This window comes from Oricola indica (assembly GCF_965227485.1).
Classification (GTDB): domain Bacteria; phylum Pseudomonadota; class Alphaproteobacteria; order Rhizobiales; family Rhizobiaceae; genus Oricola; species Oricola indica.
The window spans coordinates 2,121,888-2,139,836 of sequence record NZ_OZ245747.1 but is presented as its reverse complement, the minus strand read 5'-3'; the positions used below and the strand labels follow the sequence as shown (position 1 = coordinate 2,139,836).

Genomic DNA, 17,949 nt, shown 5'->3' with positions numbered 1-17,949 from the left:
GGCGTTTTCGTATATACGCGCAAAGCCTTCGACTCCCCGTCCGGATCGATGAAAGGCAATCATTCCTCTGGACACTGAAGGAACCGACCCTATCTATCTTGACAACGTCAAGCAGGAGGAGAGCAACATGCCGGACAAGACGACAGTCCCTCTGACCGGAGCTTCAGGTTTCATCGCCAAGCATATCGCGCTGCAATTGCTCGAGGCGGGATACACGGTGCGCGGCTCACTGCGCTCGATGAACCGCGCCAGCGAAGTCACGGACGCGGTCCGTCCGCATCTGACCGACCCGGCCGGACTGGACGAGCGCCTGACCTTCGTCGAGCTCGATCTCCTTGCCGACAAGGGATGGGACGAGGCGCTGCAAGGCGTCGATACGCTGGTGCACACCGCATCCCCCTTCCCCATCAGCCAGCCCCGCGACGAAAATGACCTGATCCGCCCCGCCGTCGACGGAACGCTGCGCGCCCTGCGCGCCGCGAAGGCGGCCGGCGTGAACCGCGTGATCCTCACATCATCGATCGTATCCGTTTTGGAACAAGACGGCGTGCCTGACGGCAAGCTGTTCGACGAAACCGACTGGTCGGATGTCGAGAGCCCCACCATCTCGGCCTATTCGAAATCGAAGACTCTTGCCGAACGGGCCGCCTGGGACTTCGTGCGCGACGAGGCGCCGGGGATGCAACTGACGGCCATCAATCCCGGCATGGTCCTTGGCCCGCCCCTGGACCGGCATTTCGGCTCTTCACTAGGCCTGCTGCAGCGTCTCGTCGGATCGAAGGACCCGGCGCTCCCCAACATCGGACTCCTGTGTGTCGATGTCCGTGACATCGCGGCCATGCATGTCCGCGCGATCGGTACGGAGGACAGCATCGGCCATCGATTTATCGGCTCGGCCGGCTTTCTCTGGATGCCTGAAATCGCGGATGTCGTTGCGGCACAATTCCCCGACCGCAAGATCGTCACCCGGCGCGCGCCGAACTGGCTGGTTCGCCTGCTCGGCCTGTTCGACAATGAGATAAAAGCCGCCGTGCCGTTGCTCGGCCGCAAGCGCCTCGTCGACAATGCCCGGGCAAAAGAAGTCCTCGGTATGGAGTTCATTCCCGCCGACGAAGCAGTTCGCGCGGGCGCGGCCTACATTGTCGAAAACGATCTGGTTTGAGCCGTCAGGCGCGCCGGCGGCCGCCCCGACGCTCCCTGCGCGGCGCATCCGCGCCTTCGCTCGCCGACTTGTTCTTCAGCGGCCCGATCTTCGCCACGACCTCGTCTAGCGTCGGCCGCGCGCCTTGTTGGTGATGGTCCAGCGCCACGCGCATCGCCTTGAGGTGGTCGCATGAGGTGCCGCAGCAGCCACCGATGATCTTTGCGCCCGCGTCGATGGCCAGATGCACGTAATCCGCCATCAGTTCCGGCGTACCGGAATAGACGATCTTCTCGCCCTGAAACTGCGGGATGCCGCAATTGCCCTTCACGATCAGCGTGGCCCCCGGATTGGCTTCGCTCATGTCGAGCAGCGAAGACAGGATATCCGGCGCGCCGACGCCGCAATTCGCACCGAGCGCGACCGGCTGTTCCGGCTCGGTCGCCGTGACCCCGAAAATGTCCTTCGGCGAAAGCCCCATCATGGTCTTGCCGGCGGTGTCGAAGGAGCCGGTGAAGGTGTAGGGCATGCCGGCCGCGATCGCGCCTTCCGCCGCCGCACGAATTTCATCGGGCGAGGACATGGTCTCGATCCATGCGACATCCGCGCCGCCATCCTTCAGGCCGACGATCTGCTCGCGGAACGCTTCTACCGCATCCTCGAATGTGAGCGAACCGAGCGGCACCAGCAATTCGCCGGTCGGCCCGACGGACCCGGCGACGATGACCTTGCGTCCGGCCTTGTCGGCCACGCCACGCGCAAGCTCCGCCGCTTTCCTGTTCAGTTCATACACACGGTCCTGCGCGTCATGCAGCTTCAGCCGGTAACGCGTGCCGCCAAAGGAGTTGGTCAGGATGATATCCGAGCCGGCATCGACGAAGCCCTGATGCAGGTCGCGGATCTTTTCCGGCTGGTCCGTGTTCCAGAGTTCCGGCGCCTCGCCCGCCGCGAGCCCCATGTCGAAGAGATTGGTCCCCATCGCGCCATCGGCAAGAAGCGCGCCCTTTTCGGCGATGAGATCGGAAAGCGGATTGGACATGAAAGCCACCTTTGCTGAAACATATAACGATATAAAGAACCCGTTATATGTATGCAATGCCGAATTGCCGCCCGATCAGGATCACGACGTTGTCAGTGCTTGTCGAGGTCGCCGCCCGACACGAGATTGTGGCTCTCCCATTCCTCCTCGGGAATCTCCTCGCCAAGCTGGAAGGCGAAGGCCGCAACCTCTTCGAGATCGGGCGTGACGGTGCATTCGAAGGCGAGGTTGAACCAGTGGCCGCCATTGCGCACCGCCGCGCCGGGAGCCTTGGCCGCCGCCGCGCCGACGCGCACATCGTCCATCGCATAGGAGACGATCAGGTCCGGCCTGAAGGCGTCGTCCAGCGCGGCGACCTGCTCCAGCGCCTCGATATTGCACAATTGCAGCAAGCGCTCGTCGGACTGCATCATCGGCAGCGCGGCTTTCGCTTCCGCGCTGCGCGGATCATTCAGCGCCTTCGCGGACAGGAAGCGTTTCGCGACATACATGCCGTCTTCCCTGAGGGCGAGCCCCGCTGGCAGAGCCCGCTCGGGAACCGGGGATGGCGCAGCGCTGTCCGGCTGCAGCCAGTCCGGCGCGGGTAGGTCGGGCGGACCGGAGGGAACGGCCATGGCAGGCTCCGGCAAGACCGGGACCGGCGGCGCGAGAGTGGCCTCGAAATCGCGTGCATCGACCATCTCGACATTGACGCGGCGTTCCGGCGTCTTGCGGATCGCATGCGGCTGGATCAGCAAAACCGCCACAGCGAGCAGCGCCACATGCAAAGCAATGGAAAGCACTATCGCGCGCCGCGGAGACCCTGCCCGCGCAGGCTGGTCGATACGCAACGACAACTCGGCCGCCCCAGGCGCCAAGCCGTCATTCGCCTTCACCGGAAGCGCGCCATCACCGCTGCTGCCATCCACCATGAAATGAGGATTGAAACAGCGCGACGGCGGAAACAAGGCGGGTTTTGACGCCGGGCCAATCGGCCGCACAGCGCTGGCTTCGGCGCGCCAGATTGGCTACGACTCCCTGCTAGTCTCAACCGCCGACCGCACATGTCCGATCCCACGCCGCCAGACCCGAAGCCGCAACCAAGCATGATCAGCCGGCAGGCCGCGCGGTTCCTGCAACGGCTGCGCGACCTTGAGAGACGCCCGTTGCGGCAACTGGTCGGGTTCCAGGCTCGTCGCGTGGAGGAACTGGTGCGCCACGCGCGCCGCAACGTGCCCTTCTACGCAAACCGTTTCGATGCTGCCTTCGACGCCGAGGACCATCTGGATCTCTCGCGTTGGCTCGAGGTGCCGATTCTCGATCGCGCCACGGCACAGGCGAATTCCGAGACGCTCAAGGCCAGGGAAACGCCGGCCGATGCGGGGACAGCCAGACCCGACAGAACGACCGGCTCCAGCGGCACGCCGTTCTTCTTCGAGAAGAGCCAGGCGACGCAGGTCGCCGATGCCGCCCACGCGATGCGCCTGTTCCAGGATCACGGCCTGGATACAGACGGCCGTCTCTGCGACATGCGGATCGACTATCTCGGCGTCGCCGCCTATCCGGAAGGCAGGTCGCTGCCCGACTGGTCCTACGGGCTCGGCTCCGGTGACTACGCGATGCTCGACATCAACACGCCGCTCGCCGACCAGGTCGAGTGGCTGGTCAGGCGCCAGCCGCGTAACCTTTTCACCTGGGCGACCAATGCGCGCGAGATCGCACTGGAACTGGAACGGATCGGCGAGACGCTGCCGCTGACCGGCCTCATGACGAGCGCGGAGCGCTGCACGCCGGGCGTGAGAGCGGATTGTGCGCGGGTTTTCGGTGTCGAGCCGGTGGATTTCCTCAGTTCGCGCGAGATCGGCATCGTGCTTTTCGCCTGCAACGAGGCGCCGGTCTATCACCTTGCCGCCGAGAGCGCATTCATCGAGGTCATTGCCGACGACGGACGGCCCGCGCGCGCCGGAGAGACCGGCCAGATCATGGCCACGGGTTTCTTCAATTTCCACATGCCGCTGATCCGTTACGCGACCGGAGATTATATCACGCTGAGCGACAAATCCTGCGCCTGCGGTCGGTCGCTTCCGGCGGTCAGCGCCATCGACGGCCGCGCGCGCAACCGCTTCACCCGGTCGAACGGTGACAAGCTGTTTCCGAAGCTGCCGGAGAGCGAACTCGACGCTCGGTTCGGGCCGGGCCGGTGGCAGGTCGTTCAAACCGGTATCGGGGCGATCGAGGTGCATGTCGAGACCGAGGACGCTGGTCAAACGCCGGCGGAAGACGCGAGTCTTGCTCCGCTCATCTCCGAATCCCTCGGCGAGACAGTCGAAGTAAAAAACCGCTCAAAAGAAAAACGGCCGGACAAGTCCGGCCGCCGAAAACACGAGCAATTCAGAAGCGAATGCCTCTGACGCTTGGCTATTCTATTGGTCCTTCCTTCCCTTTCTCCATGAAGTCGCCGCTACAGGGATAGCCGTAGAAAGCTCCATCATCGTAGGCGGGGATCTCGTCGCCTCCATCATCCAGGCAGGAAATCACGCTGCCCAGATCGTCGCGGAAGTCCGGATCGTCCTCGCGGTGACGGCGGATGAGGCTCTTGGAGTCGCCGAAATACATCTTGAAGCCGCCGAAGATCGACTGGTAGCCGTTCTCGCCGAAATCAGCCTCGGCATAGACCGCGTAGCCCGCCGACGGCGTCGAACGGAACTGGTACTCGGCACCCGTCGTCAGCATGTGCCCGACTTCCGGCGCGTAGTGGTGACCGATCGACAGCTTCAGGTCGTCCATCGCGTAGAAAGACAATTCCGCATAGGAGAAGAGTTCGTTATCGACGTCGCCGAATTCGGAGCCGATCAGGCCCGACAGGGTAACGTTGCCGGCGTAATATTCGCCCTCGATACCGACACGATAGGCATCGACGCCGTTCCAGTGTGTCCAGCTTGCATAGCCGCCGAACAACGCGACATCCGGGTCGCGCCAGAACAGGTGAGCCGCACCATGGCCGAACACGCTGCCGTCATAACTGCCGACCGCGCCATCGAGCTGCAGTCCGTAGGAATAGGCGATCGGAATCGATACCGCGCCACGCACCTTGAACACCGTCTCGATGTCGCCGCTGCTAAAGGGAATCCCGCCAAGATTATAGCCGGGCTCGGCGCCACCGCCGGAAACATCCAGTTTCCAGTTCACCTTGGAGACCGCCGGATCGGCCGAAGCCGCGCCCGGTGCAATTGCGATTGCGCCTGTAACACCAACCAAAGCGGCGAGTGTTGCGGTCAATGCCGTGTTGCCTAAAAGATGGCGACGCGATGCCATGACAAATCCCCTCTGATGATACGAACCGTCTCGGAATCCTACCCCTACGTAACGTCACCCGCAAGAAACCGGATAGCAACGGACCGTGGCACCCGGCAATTTTTACCGCCCCTTCGGCAAAAAAGTCACACGTTCCTGGTGTCGAAGCGGAACCGATTACTGCGAATGCCTCTGCGACACCGTCGAAGTAAAGGTTCGCGCAAACGAAAAGCGGCCGGACAAGTCCGGCCGCTAAAGAAAATGCGAGCAGTTCAAATCCGAATGACTCTGACCAGCAGTATTACAGTGGTTCCCGATTTTCGAAGTCGTCGCTGCAGGGATAGCCGTAAGGCTCCCTTTTTATGGGTGTTTCTATATCCTGCGTGGAAAGCTCCTGCCCCAAATCGCTATTATCCACGCAGGAAATCACGCTGCCCAGATCGTCGCGGAAGTCCGGATCGTCCTCGCGGTGACGGCGGATGAGGCTCTTGGAGTCGCCGAAATACATCTTGAAGCCGCCGAAGATCGACTGGTAGCCGTTCTCGCCGAAATCAGCCTCGGCATAGACCGCGTAGCCCGCCGACGGCGTCGAACGGAACTGGTACTCGGCACCCGTCGTCAGCATGTGCCCGACTTCCGGCGCGTAGTGGTGACCGATCGACAGCTTCAGGTCGTCCATCGCGTAGAAAGACAATTCCGCATAGGAGAAGAGTTCGTTATCGACGTCGCCGAACTCGGAGCCGATCAGGCCCGACAGCGTAACGTTGCCGGCGTAATACTCGCCCTCGATACCGACACGATAGGCATCGATGCCGTTCCAGTGCGTCCAGCTGGCATAACCGCCAAACAACGCAACGTCCGGATCGCGCCAGAACAGGTGAGCCGCGCCGTGGCCGAACACGCTGCCGTCATAGCTTCCGACCGCGCCATCGAGCTGCAGGCCGTAGGAATAGGCGATCGGAATCGATACCGCGCCGCGCACCTTGAACACCGTCTCGATGTCGCCGCTGCTGAAGGGAATCCCGCCAAAATCATAGCCGGGCTCGGCGCCACCGCCGGAAACATCCAGCTTCCAGTTCACCTTGGAGACCGCCGGATCGGCCGAAGCCTCGCCCGGTGCAAACGCGATTGCGACTGTAACGCCAACCAAAGCGGCGAGTGTTGCGCTGAATACCGTGTTGCCGAAATGATGGCGACGCGATGCCATGATAAATCCCCTCTGATGAAACAATCTGAGTCGGATTCGTACTCACGCCTCACTGCTCCCGCAAGAACTCGGAGGGCAACGAACCGGGGCACCGGCGAGTTTTACAGCGCCTTTGGCAAAAAAGTCACACATTCTGCGTGACACTACGGAACCATTACTGCGAATGCGGCTGGATATTCTCTTCGAGGAAATCCATCGTACGGCCCCAGGCCAGCTTTGCGGCTTCCGGATGGTAGCTTGCCCGCTCGTCGCAATTGAAGCCGTGGCCCGCGCCTTCATAGACGAAGATTTCGCAGTCCGGGCGTTTTTCGCGGACCGTGTCCACATTGCTCATCGGGATGCCCTGGTCCTCGGAGCCGTAATGCAATTGCACCGGGCAGCGTGGCGCTTCGTCGGCGAAATCGGCGATCCGCCCGCCGTAGAAACCGACAGCCGCCGAAAAACCGTCCAGCCGGGCAGCGGCAAGATAGGCCAGCGATCCGCCGAGACAGAAACCGACAATGCCCGTCTCGCCCGCCCCGGCAAGCGCGACCCGCGCCGCCTCGATATCGAGAAGGAATGCGTCCCAGTCGGGAGATTTCAGGAAGCCGCGCGCGCGCTCGACTTCCTCGGGCGAATAGCCGGATTCGAAATCACGCTCGACACGGTCGAAGAGCGCCGGGGCGATTGCCGCATAGCCCGCCTCGGCGAGGCGGTCGCAAACCGACCGGATATGCGAATTGACGCCGAAAATCTCCTGGATGACGACTATCCCGCCAAGCGGCACGCTCGCGGGATCGGCGCGATAGGCGCCCAGTTCGAATTCATCGGACGCTGTCAGGGTGATGGACGGCATGTTTCTTCCTCGCTTACGGCTCGCCGATGTCCTGATAGGGCAAGCTGGCGGTCCGGTCCAGCAGCAAGCTCAGGCCGGCAGCCGGATCACGCCGTAGCGGGCATAGTCGCGATGAAGGGATTCGAAGTCGAGCGTACCGCCGCATCCGACTGCCGCTTCGCGCAACACCTGCTCCAGGTCGCTGCGCGGTTCGACATGGAACTTTGACAGCCAGGCGACGAGCGCTGCACGGAACCAATGGGGCAAACGGTCTTGTCCGCCGAAGTCGACCACGTGAAGGCTTCCGCCGGGCGCCATATGCGCCAAGGCCTCCGAAACCGCCGCCCGCCATGGCGGGATCATCGACAGCGCATAAGAGATGAAAACGCGGTCGAAGGAGGCGATGCCGAACATCGCTCGCGGATCGAAATCGGTCGCGTCGCCCTGCGACAGAACAATGCGCTCGACGAGACCCGCCTTCTCGATATTTCGGCGCGCCTGCTTGAGCATTTCCGCTGAAATATCGAAGCCGTAGAATCGCGCATTCGGATATCGCTTCGCGGCGACGATCAGATTGCGGCCCGTGCCGCAGGCCGATTCCAGAACCGTCATTCCCTCGCCCGCGTCGAGATCGTCGAGAAGCCGGTCGCGGCCGAGCAGATAGTATTTGCGCGTCAAATCGTAGACATGGCGTTGTCGGCGATAGATCGCATCCATCAGTCCGCCATGCGTCTGCGACGGCGTTTCCACTTGCACGTTCCGCATCGCCTGCGCCATCCGCCTAACCGTCGAGCGTATAGAGATGGAAACCGCCGTAAATGGCGGAGCGGTCCGCGCGGGTCCATGTGGCGGATTGCTCCGCATGGTAGGTCCAGCGACCGAGAACCCGGTCGTCGACACGGCCCGGCAGGATGGTCGGAAGACCGGCGGTACGGAAAATCACGCGTGCGCCCGGCGCCGCCGTGCGGGTGATCTGCGACCACAGATCGTTCAACTGCCGATCCGTCATCCAGTCGACCGCGTCGAGCAGCGAGTAGCCGTGTTTCGAGCCCGCCGGCATTTCTGCGAGGAGGTCGGTCAGCGAGCGGTTCTCGATCGTCGCGCGCTCGGCATGCTGCTTCAGCGCGGCGAAATTCCCGGCTTTCAGATAGGGCGGCACCGGCCCGTTCTCGCCATAGGCGCGATTGACCGCCTGCCAGGCAAAATAGTTTTCCGACAAAGGAAAGTCGCAGAACAGCGCCCGCGTCCGTTCCTTCAACACAGCCAGCATGTCGCCGCCGGCAGCCCCGGCCAGCGCATCATATTGCTGCGGCGGAATGCCGAGGCCGATCAGGGTCGCCTTGTTCCCGGCGAGCCACTTGACGATCCGCGTGTCGAACACCGGCGCCAGATTGGCCTCGAACCAGGCCGCCTGCTCTTCCATCGACCGGCATTGCAGATAGGAGCGCAGATCGACACCTGAGAGCCGCGCCAGGACATGCGCCATGCCGATGAACCGCCCAAGCATGCCATACCGGTAAAAGCCGCGCTCGAACATGTCGATGCGACGGCCGGCAAGACCGCGCCGCGCATTCCAGTAGTCGACTGTCGCCGTATCGCAGAGCGGCGCCACAAGCCGGTCGAACAATTCCGAATTGCCCTTCCGATTGGCATGGCCGAACAGCGAGTAGAACTGGCGATGATCCGGCAGTGTCCGCGCAGCCGCCAGCTTCATGCGATTGAGCGCGACATGCGCCGGCGACAGGTCCACCGCCGTGATCGACGCCGGCCCGGCGGTCAGGTAGCTCATCAAATTGCAGCCGCCCGACGCGATGCAGACGAGATGATGGTCCGACTGGATGTCCAGCGCCGCCATGTCCACCTCCGGGTCCTCCCAGATCTGTGGATAGACGAGGCCATTGAAGGCATTGGAAAAAATGCGTTCCAGAAGTCCCGTCTTCGACAGGGCCGCGTTCTGGTGAACGGCGGCGCCAAGTTGTTCCTTGACGGTTAGCGCATCGCTCATCGTGTCTTGCTTTCCTGTTGGGACGCTCAGGCCGCGGTTTTTTGCGGCTTGGCCTTTTCCGCCGGTGCCGGCAATGCGGTTTGCAGTTTCGGCCGACTGCGCTCGCGCACGATCGCAGACCAGTCGACCAGCCGCAGCGTGCCGTCGAAATCCTCGGTGATCGCCGTGCAGCTTTCGACCCAGTCGCCGGTATTGACGTAGCGAATGCCATTCATCTCGGTCAGCGCGGCATGGTGGATGTGGCCGCAAACCACGCCATCGACATCGGATTTCGCCGCTTCCGCGACGAGGATCGACTCATAGGCTCCGATGAAATTGACCGCCTGCTTGACGCGCAGCTTGGCCCATTTGGAAAGCGACCAGTACTGCCCGCCCCAGAGTCTGCGCAGCCAGTTGAACCAGAAGTTCACCGCCAGCGCGACCGTATAGGCCGCGTCACCGACATGGGCGAGCCATCTGGCGTTGACGACGACCATATCGAACTGGTCGCCATGGATGATGAGCAGCTTCTTGCCGTCGGCGGTCTCGTGAATATCGCGGTCCCTGACCTCGATGCCGCCGAAATGCGTGCCGAGATAATGCCGCATGATCTCGTCGTGATTGCCCGGCACATAGATGATCTCGGCGCCCTTGCGCGCCTTGCGCAGAAGCTTCTGCACCACGTCATTATGCGCCTGCGGCCAGTACCAGCCGCGCTTCAGCCGCCAGCCGTCGAAGATGTCACCGACTAGGTAGATCCGCTCGGCATCGTATTCGCGCAGGAAATCGAGCAGCATGTCAGCCCGGCATCCACGCGTGCCGAGATGGATATCGGACAGAAAGAGAGTGCGGAATCGCTTTTCCTGGACCATGTCGTCGGGCTCGTGCGTCTGCATGAAATCCCAATTCCAGAGTCGCGTGTCAGGCATGTGACAGCCGGGTCGCAAGCCTGTGCTGTCTGGTCGCAGAAGACGCCCTGTTTCGCACGCACGCCCGCCACGATATGACTTTAAGCATGACCGACGCGCCGCTTCGGGTGACGGCAACGGCCCGGGCGGGTAATCTTCGACCCCAAAGCGGAGACGCCACGTGACGACGACAGACTGCCATGCGGCCGACATCGATGCCTGCCTGGAGACGCTCGAGTCATCGGCAGGCGGGCTGGAGTCCGCCGAGGCCGCCGCTCGCCTGGAAACGCACGGCCCCAATCGCCTGCCTCAACCGCCGAGACAGAACGTGGTGCTGCGTTTCCTCGCCCACTTCCACAACATCCTGATCTACGTGCTGATCGGCTCTGCCGTCATCACCATGGCGATGCAGCACTTCGTGGACATGGCGGTGATCCTCGCGGTCGTGATCGCCAATGCGGTGATCGGCTTCATCCAGGAAGGCCGGGCCGAGAAGGCGATGGAGTCCATACGCGGCATGCTCGCGCCGCACGCCGCCGTTCTGCGCGACGGCGAGCGCAAGAGCATCCCGGCCGAAGAGCTCGTGCCGGGCGACATCGTGCTGCTGGAAGCCGGCGACAAGGTGCCTGCCGACCTGCGGCTGATACGCGCCAGCGGCCTGCAAATCCAGGAGGCGATTCTCACAGGCGAATCCGTTCCCTCGGACAAGTCCACCGCTCCCGTTGCGCAGGACGCCGCGCTCGGCGACCGCTCCTCGATGGCCTATAGCGGCACGATGGTGACCGCGGGTCAGGGTCGCGGCCTCGTGGTCTCGACCGGCGCCGCGACGGAGATCGGCCGTATCAGCAGCCTGCTCGCCACGGTAGAGGTTCTGACGACACCGCTGGTGCGCCAGATGAACGTCTTCGCCAAATGGCTGACGCTCCTGATCCTGCTGATCGCTGCCGTCCTGCTCGCTTTCGGCTACTTCGTCGAGCATTACGAATTCACCGAGATGTTCATGGCCGTGGTCGGCCTGTCGGTCGCAGCCATCCCGGAAGGCCTACCTGCCGTACTGACGATCACGCTTGCCGTCGGTGTCCAGGCGATGGCCCGGCGCAATGCCATCGTGCGCCGGCTTCCGGCGATCGAGACGCTCGGCTCCGTATCCGTCATTTGCACGGACAAGACCGGCACGCTGACCCGAAATGAGATGATGGTCGCCTCCGTCGCGGTGACCGGCCACTTCTTCTCCTTCGACGGCAGCGGCTACGACCCTGAAGGATCAGTCTGGCTCGCCGACAACCGCGTCAACGGACGCGACCACCTGCACCTCGCCGAACTGGCCCGCGCTGCCGCGTCCTGCAACGACGCGTCCCTGCACAGCCGCGAGGGTTTCTGGACCGTCGAGGGCGATCCGATGGAGGGTGCCCTGCTGGCGCTCGCCGGCAAGGTGGGTGTCGACGTCCGCAGGGAGCTGTCGGCACGCACCCGCACCGACCAGATACCCTTCGATTCACGCCACAAATTCATGGCGACCCTGCACCACGATCATCCCGGCCATGCCGACATCTTCGTCAAGGGTGCGCCGGAACAGGTGCTTGCCATGTGCGCCGAACAGCGTGGCGCATCGGGGAACGGAGAAGCGCTCGACGAGGCTTACTGGACCGAAACCGCCGACAACATGGCCGCACAGGGCCAGCGGGTCCTCGCGATCGCGACGCGGGAGGTCGAGCGGGAACAGACCGCCGTCGGCTTCGCCGATGTCGAAGGAGGCCTCGTCCTTGTCGGTCTGGTCGGCCTGATCGACCCGCCACGCACGGAATCGATCGAGGCCGTGGCCGAATGCCGGCGAGCCGGAATCCGGGTCAAGATGATCACCGGCGACCATGCAGGAACGGCCGCGGCGATCGGAAGGCTGATCGGGCTCGAAAACCCCGACGATGTCCTGACCGGCCGACAACTGGACGAAATGGACGATGCGGACCTCGCCGCTGCGGTTTCCTCCGTGGATATCTTCGCGCGCACCACGCCCGAGCACAAATTGCGGCTCGTCATGGCGCTTCAGTCCAAGGGCATCACGGTTGCGATGACGGGAGATGGCGTCAACGACGCGCCGGCGCTGAAACGCGCCGATGCCGGCATCGCCATGGGCCGCAAGGGCAGCGAAGCCGCCAAGGAAGCGGCCGAACTGGTGCTCGCCGACGACAATTTCGCATCCATCGTCGCCGCCGTGCGCGAGGGCCGGACTGTCTACGACAACATCAAGAAGGTGATCAGCTGGACCCTGCCGACCAATGCCGGCGAAGCAATCACCATCGTCGTCGCCCTGCTTTTCGGCATGACGCTGCCGATCACGCCTGTCCAGATTCTCTGGGTCAACCTTATCACGGCGATCACCCTCGGCATGGCGCTCGCCTTCGAGCCGACGGAGGAAAACACCATGCGCCGGCCACCGCGCCCGCGCGACGAACCGCTGCTGACCGGCCAGATGGCATGGCAGATCGTGCTCGTCTCGGGCCTGTTCTTCGCCGGTGTCTTCGGCATCTACGCCTACGCGATCGACCGGGGCCACTCGATCGAACTGGCCCGCACCATCGCGCTCAACACGCTGGTCGTGATGGAAATCGCCTATCTGTTCTTCATCCGCAACATCTACGGAACCTCGCTCACATGGCAGGCCGTAAAAGGCACGCGCTTCGTCTGGGGCACGGTGGTCACCGTCACCGCCGCCCAGTTCGCGATGACCTATCTCGGCCCGTTGCAGCGCATCTTTGCAACAGAAGCAGTGCCGTTCTTCGACGGGGTCCTCGTTGTCGGGATCGGCGTGCTATTGTTCGCCATTATCGAGGTGGAGAAACAGCTTCGGCTAAGCATCGCCGGGAGGGCCCGTGCCCACAATGACGGAAAACAAGACCAGACCGACTGAGGCAAGCGTTGCGGATATTCTCGCCGGGGTCGAGCCGGCCCGCAAACGCGACGATGCGTTGGCGCTCGATCGTCTGTTCCGGCGCGTCACCGGCTGGCAGCCCCGCCTCTGGGGACCGTCGATAATCGGATATGGCGCATATCACTATGTCTATGACAGCGGGAGAGAGGGCGATTTCCTCGCCACCGGCTTCAGCCCGCGCAAGACCAGCCTCGTCGTCTACATCATGCCGGGTTACGCAGATTTCGGCGACATCCTCGCCCGCCTCGGCAAGCACAAGCTCGGCAAATCATGCCTGTATATCAACAAGCTGGCCGACATCGATGAATCGGTTCTCGAGGCGTTGATCCGCGCCGGTCTCGATGACCTCGCAACACGATGGCCGGTCAGCCCGTCATAGACAGGCCGCCCCAGCGCCACGCCATCAACGAAGGATAAAGGCACACCGGTGCATGGTGACCGCCGTTCCACGATCGCCCCGCGTCAAACGGCAGGTTTCGATGCCCGCATGCTCCATCACCACCGGAATGACCGCCGCCATCCTGGCGGTGCTGTCCTTATGCGCCCTGCCATCTCATGCCGCTGATGCGCCCGACCTGCCCCCGGTCCCGGAAGCGCTGCGCGACCTTGTAGAAAGCGGAAAATCCGGGCCGCGAAAAACGGTCCTGCCGCTCGGAGATTCGATCACCGACATGCAGAGAACCCGGCGCGCGGCCTGGGGCGGCTATCGCCGGCAGATGGCGAACGATCACGTCTTTGCCGCGCTTTTTCGCTTCACCGGCGCATTCGGAGACGACCTTCACGCCGTCAGCCCATCGCCGGAACCGCCGGCCATGCCCGCCGACCAGCGCAACCACTGCGGCTGGAGCGGCGCGACGCTCGACGGCTGGAACGGCCCGCGGACCTCCATCATCGAGAATTTCCGTTTTTGCCTCGCCGCCGGACCCGAACCGGATTTCGTGCTGCTGCATGGCGGAACCAACGATCTGTGGGATCCGGTCCACCGTCCCGATGCTGAACCGCCGGAAATCCGCGGGCAGCGCGTCGCCGAACGCACAATCGAGCTTGTTCGCGAAATTCTGAAGACAACGGAAGCGACCGTCCTCCTCGCGCAACTGATCCCGATGACCGGCGACGCGAGGGCCTTCGACGCTAATGTCGTCGCGTATAACGAGGCGCTGGAACCGGGCATCGACGCCCTGCGGTCAGCGCCCGATGGCGGCGGAATGTGGACCGAACGCGTCGTTCTCGTCGACATGCATGCCGCGATCCTCGAGTGGACGCTCGATGCGCCGGAAACGGCGTTGCCCGACGGTATCCATCCCAATGTCTGGGGCAGCCAGATCATGGCACGGAAGTGGCTTTCGGCGCTCTACGACCGATATCGCGAAACTGCTCCGTAACGCTGATCATCTTTTGGCGCGCGTCGCGATCAATGCCGATGGCTTTCCGGAATTCAAAGACGCCCGACGCTGACCCTTTTCTGCTGCGCCAGGCAACGCGCGATCACCGGCCTTTCGGACGCCAGAGCGATGCACCGGCCAACCGCCGGAAACCGCTCGACCAGCTGCTCCGGCGTGACATGCCAGGTGGAGTTCATCAGGACGAAGATATCGGCGAGGCTGAACCGCTCGCCGAGGTGATATGGGCCATTGGCGGCAAGGTGCGCCTCGACCGGCTGCCAGCACTCGATGATCCGTTCGGTTGCGCGCGCCCTGATACGCGGCCTGTCGCCGGGATCGGCAGACCAGCGCTCGGGATAATAGAACGGCTTGTAGGCTTCCTGCAGCGTCACGGCCAGATAGAACAGCCAGCGCAGGAATGTGCCGCGATCCGGGTCCATCACGGCGGGCGCGATCTCTTCCAGTCCATGACGTTCCGCGAGATAGAGCGAGATTGCCGCGGATTCCGTGAGGATAGCGCCATCCGGCAATTCCAGGGCCGGCACCCTGCCCGCCGGATTGATCGCCAGATAATCGGGCTTGCTATGCTCGCCCCTGGTGGTGTCGATCCGCACCAGCTCATAGGCCAGCCCGGCTTCCTCCAGCACCGCCTGCGGGGCGAAACTGGCCGTCCCCTCCGCCCAGTAGAGACGGTACATCGCTATCCCCGCATGCGCTCGCCACTCGGATCGAACGGCGGTTCGACGGCGATCCGCGCCGGACAGCGCACGCCCAGGATCTCGATTTCGAACATCCCCTCTTCCGCCGTATCGGCCAGCGCGGCCGGCACGTAGCCCTGCGCCATCGACAGGCCGACCCCATGGGCGTAACCGCCGGACGTCACCCAGCCGACCACGCGCCAGTCGCCATCGACGATTTGCTTCATACCCGGATGCTCGAATTCGTTGTTGTCGGCGTCGAAGCGTTTCGGCCCGGCGGCATGCGGCGGGTCGATGGTCCCATAATCCGTATCGCCCACCTTTGCCCAGACCGGCTCGTCATGCATCACATCGGCCGTGCCCGCCTCGATGATGAAGGAGACGCGGCGACGCTTCGGCCCGTCGGCCTTTTCCGCGGCAGCCTGTTCCCGGCCGATGAAATCGTTCTTCGACAGTTTCACGAACCGGTCCATGGCACCCTCATAAGGCCCGTAGATCGGACGAAGCTCGTGGCCCCAGGTCGGGAAGTTCTTTTCGAGCCGCATAGACAGTAACGCCCGCATGCCGAAATCGCGGATGCCGAATTCCTCGCCGGCCTGCTTGATCGCCGCATAGACCAGACGCTCATAGGTCGGCGACATCCAGATTTCGTAGCCGAGATCGCCGGTATAGGAGATACGGTTGACCATGCAGGGTGCACCGCCGACCGCCATCTCGCGGAAGTCCATGAAGCGGAAGGCGTCGTTCGACACGTCCTCGTCGGTCAGCTTCTCCAGCACCGCGCGCGATTTCGGCCCGGCAATGGTCAGCCCGACCAGCGTCTGGTCGAAGCGATGGATCGCGACGGAGCGGTCCTCTGGTAGATGCCGCTCGAACCAGCGCATGTGATAGATTTGCGCCGCCGACGATCCCCAGATCATGAACCGGTCCTCGCCGGCCTTGGCAATCGTGAAGTCGCCGATCAGCTTGCCGAACTCGTTCAGCATCGGTGTCAGCACGAGCCGACCGGTCTTCGGCATGACATTGGTCATCAGCCGGTTGAGGAAAGCCTCCGCCCCCGGCCCGCTCACCTCGTATTTTGCGAAATTGGCGATCTCGGAGACACCGACCGCCTCGCGCACCGCCTTCACCTCTTCGCCCACATGCTTGAAATCATTGGACCTGTGGAAGGAGATGACGTCATGCGCCTCTTCCTTCGACGGCGCGAACCACAAAGGCGTTTCCAGCGCCCAACTGTCGCCCATCACGGCATTGTTCTCGATCATCGTGTCGTAGAGCGGCGTGGTCTGGTGCGGGCGGGCTGCCGGCAGTTCCTCGTTGGGATAGCGAATGCGGAAACGCCGCGAATAGTTCTCGCGCACCTTGGCATTGGTGTAGCGCAGCGTCGCCCACTCGCCGAAGCGCGCGACGTCCATGCCCCAGACATCCGCGCCCGGATCGCCCGTCGTCATCCAGTTTGCAAGCGTCAGCCCGACGCCGCCGCCCTGCGAGAAACCGGCCATCACGGCGCAGGCCGACCAGAAATTCGTCAGCCCGCGAACGGGGCCGACCAGCGGATTGCCGTCGGGCGCGAAGGTGAAGGGGCCATTGATGATCTGCTTGATGCCGGCCCGCTCATAGGGCGGGAAATGCTTGAAGCCGATCTCCAGCGACGGCGCGATACGCTCGATATCGGGCTGCAGCAATTCATGGCCGAAATCCCATGGCGTGACCTTCGGCGACCACGGCACGCAGGCCTGCTCATAGGTGCCGAGCAGCATGCCCTGCCGCTCCTGCCGGGTGTAGATCTCGCCGCGAAAATCCATCGCGTGGATCAGTTCGCGCCCGTAGGTCTCGTTGAACTCGATGACCTCGGGCATGTCCTCGGTCAGGAGATACATGTGCTCCATGGCGAGCAGCGGAAGTTCGAGCCCGACCATGCGGCCCACCTCGCGCGCCCAAAGCCCGCCGGCATTGACGACATGCTCGCATCTGACCGTGCCCTGCTCGGTCACCACATTCCAGGTGCCGTCGGGATCCTGCGTGAGATCCTTCACCGGATTGCGCAGCACGATCTCCGCCCCCAGAACGCGTGCGGCGCGGGCATAGGCGTGCGTGGTTCCGGACGGGTCGAGATGGCCTTCCACCGGGTCCCACAGCGCGCCGACGAAATTGCTCTCGTCCATCAGCGGGAACATCGCCTTCGCCTCGGACGGCGTGATCAGTTCGGTCTGCATGCCGAGATGCCGGCCCTTGGCATGCAGGGTACGCAGGAAATCCATGCGCTCCGGGCTTTCCGCCAGCATCACGCCGCCCGTCAGGTGCAGACCGCAGGGCTGGCCGGAAATCTCTTCGAGTTCCTTGTAGAGCCCTACCGTATAGGCCTGAAGCTTGGCGACGTTCGGATCGCCGTTCAGCGTGTGGAAACCGCCGGCCGCGTGCCACGATGAACCGGACGTCAATTCCGACCGCTCGATCAGCATGATGTCGGTCCATCCCGCCTTGGCGAGGTGATACAGCACCGAACACCCGACGACACCGCCACCGATGACGACCACACGCGTATTGGTTTTCATTGCAATCCCCTGCTGTTCC

15 protein-coding genes are annotated in these 17,949 nt (G+C 63.3%); 5 read left to right on the top strand and 10 right to left on the bottom strand.

Annotated elements, in window-relative coordinates:
• The first annotated feature begins 127 nt into the window (after positions 1 to 127).
• On the top strand, positions 128 to 1,162 hold the full coding sequence (locus ACQK2M_RS10780; RefSeq protein WP_425417803.1) for an SDR family oxidoreductase: 1,035 nt from the start codon (positions 128 to 130) through the stop codon (positions 1,160 to 1,162).
• Between the two features lie 4 nt (positions 1,163 to 1,166).
• On the opposite strand, the gene bmt is transcribed toward ACQK2M_RS10780, so the two are convergent.
• Together bmt and ACQK2M_RS10770 are read right to left on the bottom strand one after the other, a co-directional pair.
• Positions 1,167 to 2,180 carry a betaine--homocysteine S-methyltransferase gene (gene bmt, locus ACQK2M_RS10775; protein ID WP_425417802.1) on the bottom strand — a complete coding sequence of 338 codons (1,014 nt, stop codon included), beginning with the start codon at positions 2,178 to 2,180 and terminating at the stop codon, positions 1,167 to 1,169.
• Positions 2,181 to 2,272: 92 nt separating this feature from the next.
• Positions 2,273 to 2,962: a DUF930 domain-containing protein gene (locus tag ACQK2M_RS10770; protein WP_425417801.1), complete on the bottom strand. Its 690-nt coding sequence runs from the start codon at positions 2,960 to 2,962 to the stop codon at positions 2,273 to 2,275.
• Positions 2,963 to 3,223: 261 nt separating this feature from the next.
• Here ACQK2M_RS10770 and ACQK2M_RS10765 point away from each other — a divergent pair, with 261 nt between their 5' ends.
• The gene (locus tag ACQK2M_RS10765) at positions 3,224 to 4,570 is read left to right on the top strand and encodes a hypothetical protein (RefSeq protein ID WP_425417800.1); all 1,347 of its coding nucleotides are present in this window, start codon (positions 3,224 to 3,226) and stop codon (positions 4,568 to 4,570) included.
• 7 nt (positions 4,571 to 4,577) lie between these two features.
• On the opposite strand, the gene ACQK2M_RS10760 is transcribed toward ACQK2M_RS10765, so the two are convergent.
• From ACQK2M_RS10760 to ACQK2M_RS10735, 6 genes are all read right to left on the bottom strand, one after another.
• Positions 4,578 to 5,474 carry a hypothetical protein gene (locus tag ACQK2M_RS10760; protein WP_425417799.1) on the bottom strand — a complete coding sequence of 299 codons (897 nt, stop codon included), beginning with the start codon at positions 5,472 to 5,474 and terminating at the stop codon, positions 4,578 to 4,580.
• A gap of 280 nt (positions 5,475 to 5,754) precedes the next feature.
• The gene (locus ACQK2M_RS10755; protein ID WP_425417798.1) at positions 5,755 to 6,660 is read right to left on the bottom strand and encodes a hypothetical protein; all 906 of its coding nucleotides are present in this window, start codon (positions 6,658 to 6,660) and stop codon (positions 5,755 to 5,757) included.
• Positions 6,661 to 6,814: 154 nt separating this feature from the next.
• Complete coding sequence (locus tag ACQK2M_RS10750; protein ID WP_425417797.1) at positions 6,815 to 7,495, bottom strand: dienelactone hydrolase family protein; 681 nt, start codon at positions 7,493 to 7,495, stop codon at positions 6,815 to 6,817.
• A gap of 69 nt (positions 7,496 to 7,564) precedes the next feature.
• Positions 7,565 to 8,239: a class I SAM-dependent methyltransferase gene (locus ACQK2M_RS10745; RefSeq protein ID WP_425417796.1), complete on the bottom strand. Its 675-nt coding sequence runs from the start codon at positions 8,237 to 8,239 to the stop codon at positions 7,565 to 7,567.
• Between the two features lie 16 nt (positions 8,240 to 8,255).
• Positions 8,256 to 9,479 carry a DUF3419 family protein gene (locus ACQK2M_RS10740; RefSeq protein ID WP_425417795.1) on the bottom strand — a complete coding sequence of 408 codons (1,224 nt, stop codon included), beginning with the start codon at positions 9,477 to 9,479 and terminating at the stop codon, positions 8,256 to 8,258.
• 26 nt (positions 9,480 to 9,505) lie between these two features.
• Positions 9,506 to 10,354, bottom strand: a complete 849-nt coding sequence (locus ACQK2M_RS10735; RefSeq protein WP_425420019.1) for a UDP-2,3-diacylglucosamine diphosphatase — start codon at positions 10,352 to 10,354, stop codon at positions 9,506 to 9,508.
• Between the two features lie 193 nt (positions 10,355 to 10,547).
• Between ACQK2M_RS10735 and ACQK2M_RS10730 the strand changes: the two genes are divergently transcribed.
• The 3 genes from ACQK2M_RS10730 (at position 10,548) to ACQK2M_RS10720 (ending at position 14,677) form a co-directional block, all read left to right on the top strand.
• Positions 10,548 to 13,274, top strand: a complete 2,727-nt coding sequence (locus ACQK2M_RS10730) for a cation-transporting P-type ATPase (RefSeq protein ID WP_425417794.1) — start codon at positions 10,548 to 10,550, stop codon at positions 13,272 to 13,274.
• Positions 13,246 to 13,674, top strand: a complete 429-nt coding sequence (locus ACQK2M_RS10725) for a DUF1801 domain-containing protein (protein ID WP_425417793.1) — start codon at positions 13,246 to 13,248, stop codon at positions 13,672 to 13,674. The genes ACQK2M_RS10730 and ACQK2M_RS10725 overlap by 29 nt, the downstream gene beginning before the upstream one ends.
• Before the next feature lie 100 nt (positions 13,675 to 13,774).
• A complete protein-coding gene (locus ACQK2M_RS10720) occupies positions 13,775 to 14,677 on the top strand; it encodes a GDSL-type esterase/lipase family protein (protein WP_425417792.1) in 903 nt (300 codons plus the stop codon).
• A 53-nt stretch (positions 14,678 to 14,730) separates the two neighbouring features.
• Here ACQK2M_RS10720 and ACQK2M_RS10715 read toward each other — a convergent pair whose 3' ends face one another.
• Positions 14,731 to 15,375 carry a glutathione S-transferase family protein gene (locus ACQK2M_RS10715; RefSeq protein ID WP_425417791.1) on the bottom strand — a complete coding sequence of 215 codons (645 nt, stop codon included), beginning with the start codon at positions 15,373 to 15,375 and terminating at the stop codon, positions 14,731 to 14,733.
• Positions 15,376 to 15,377: 2 nt separating this feature from the next.
• Entirely contained in the window at positions 15,378 to 17,930 is a 2,553-nt protein-coding gene (locus ACQK2M_RS10710; protein WP_425417790.1) for a GcvT family protein, read from the bottom strand.
• Positions 17,931 to 17,949: the final 19 nt, after the last annotated feature.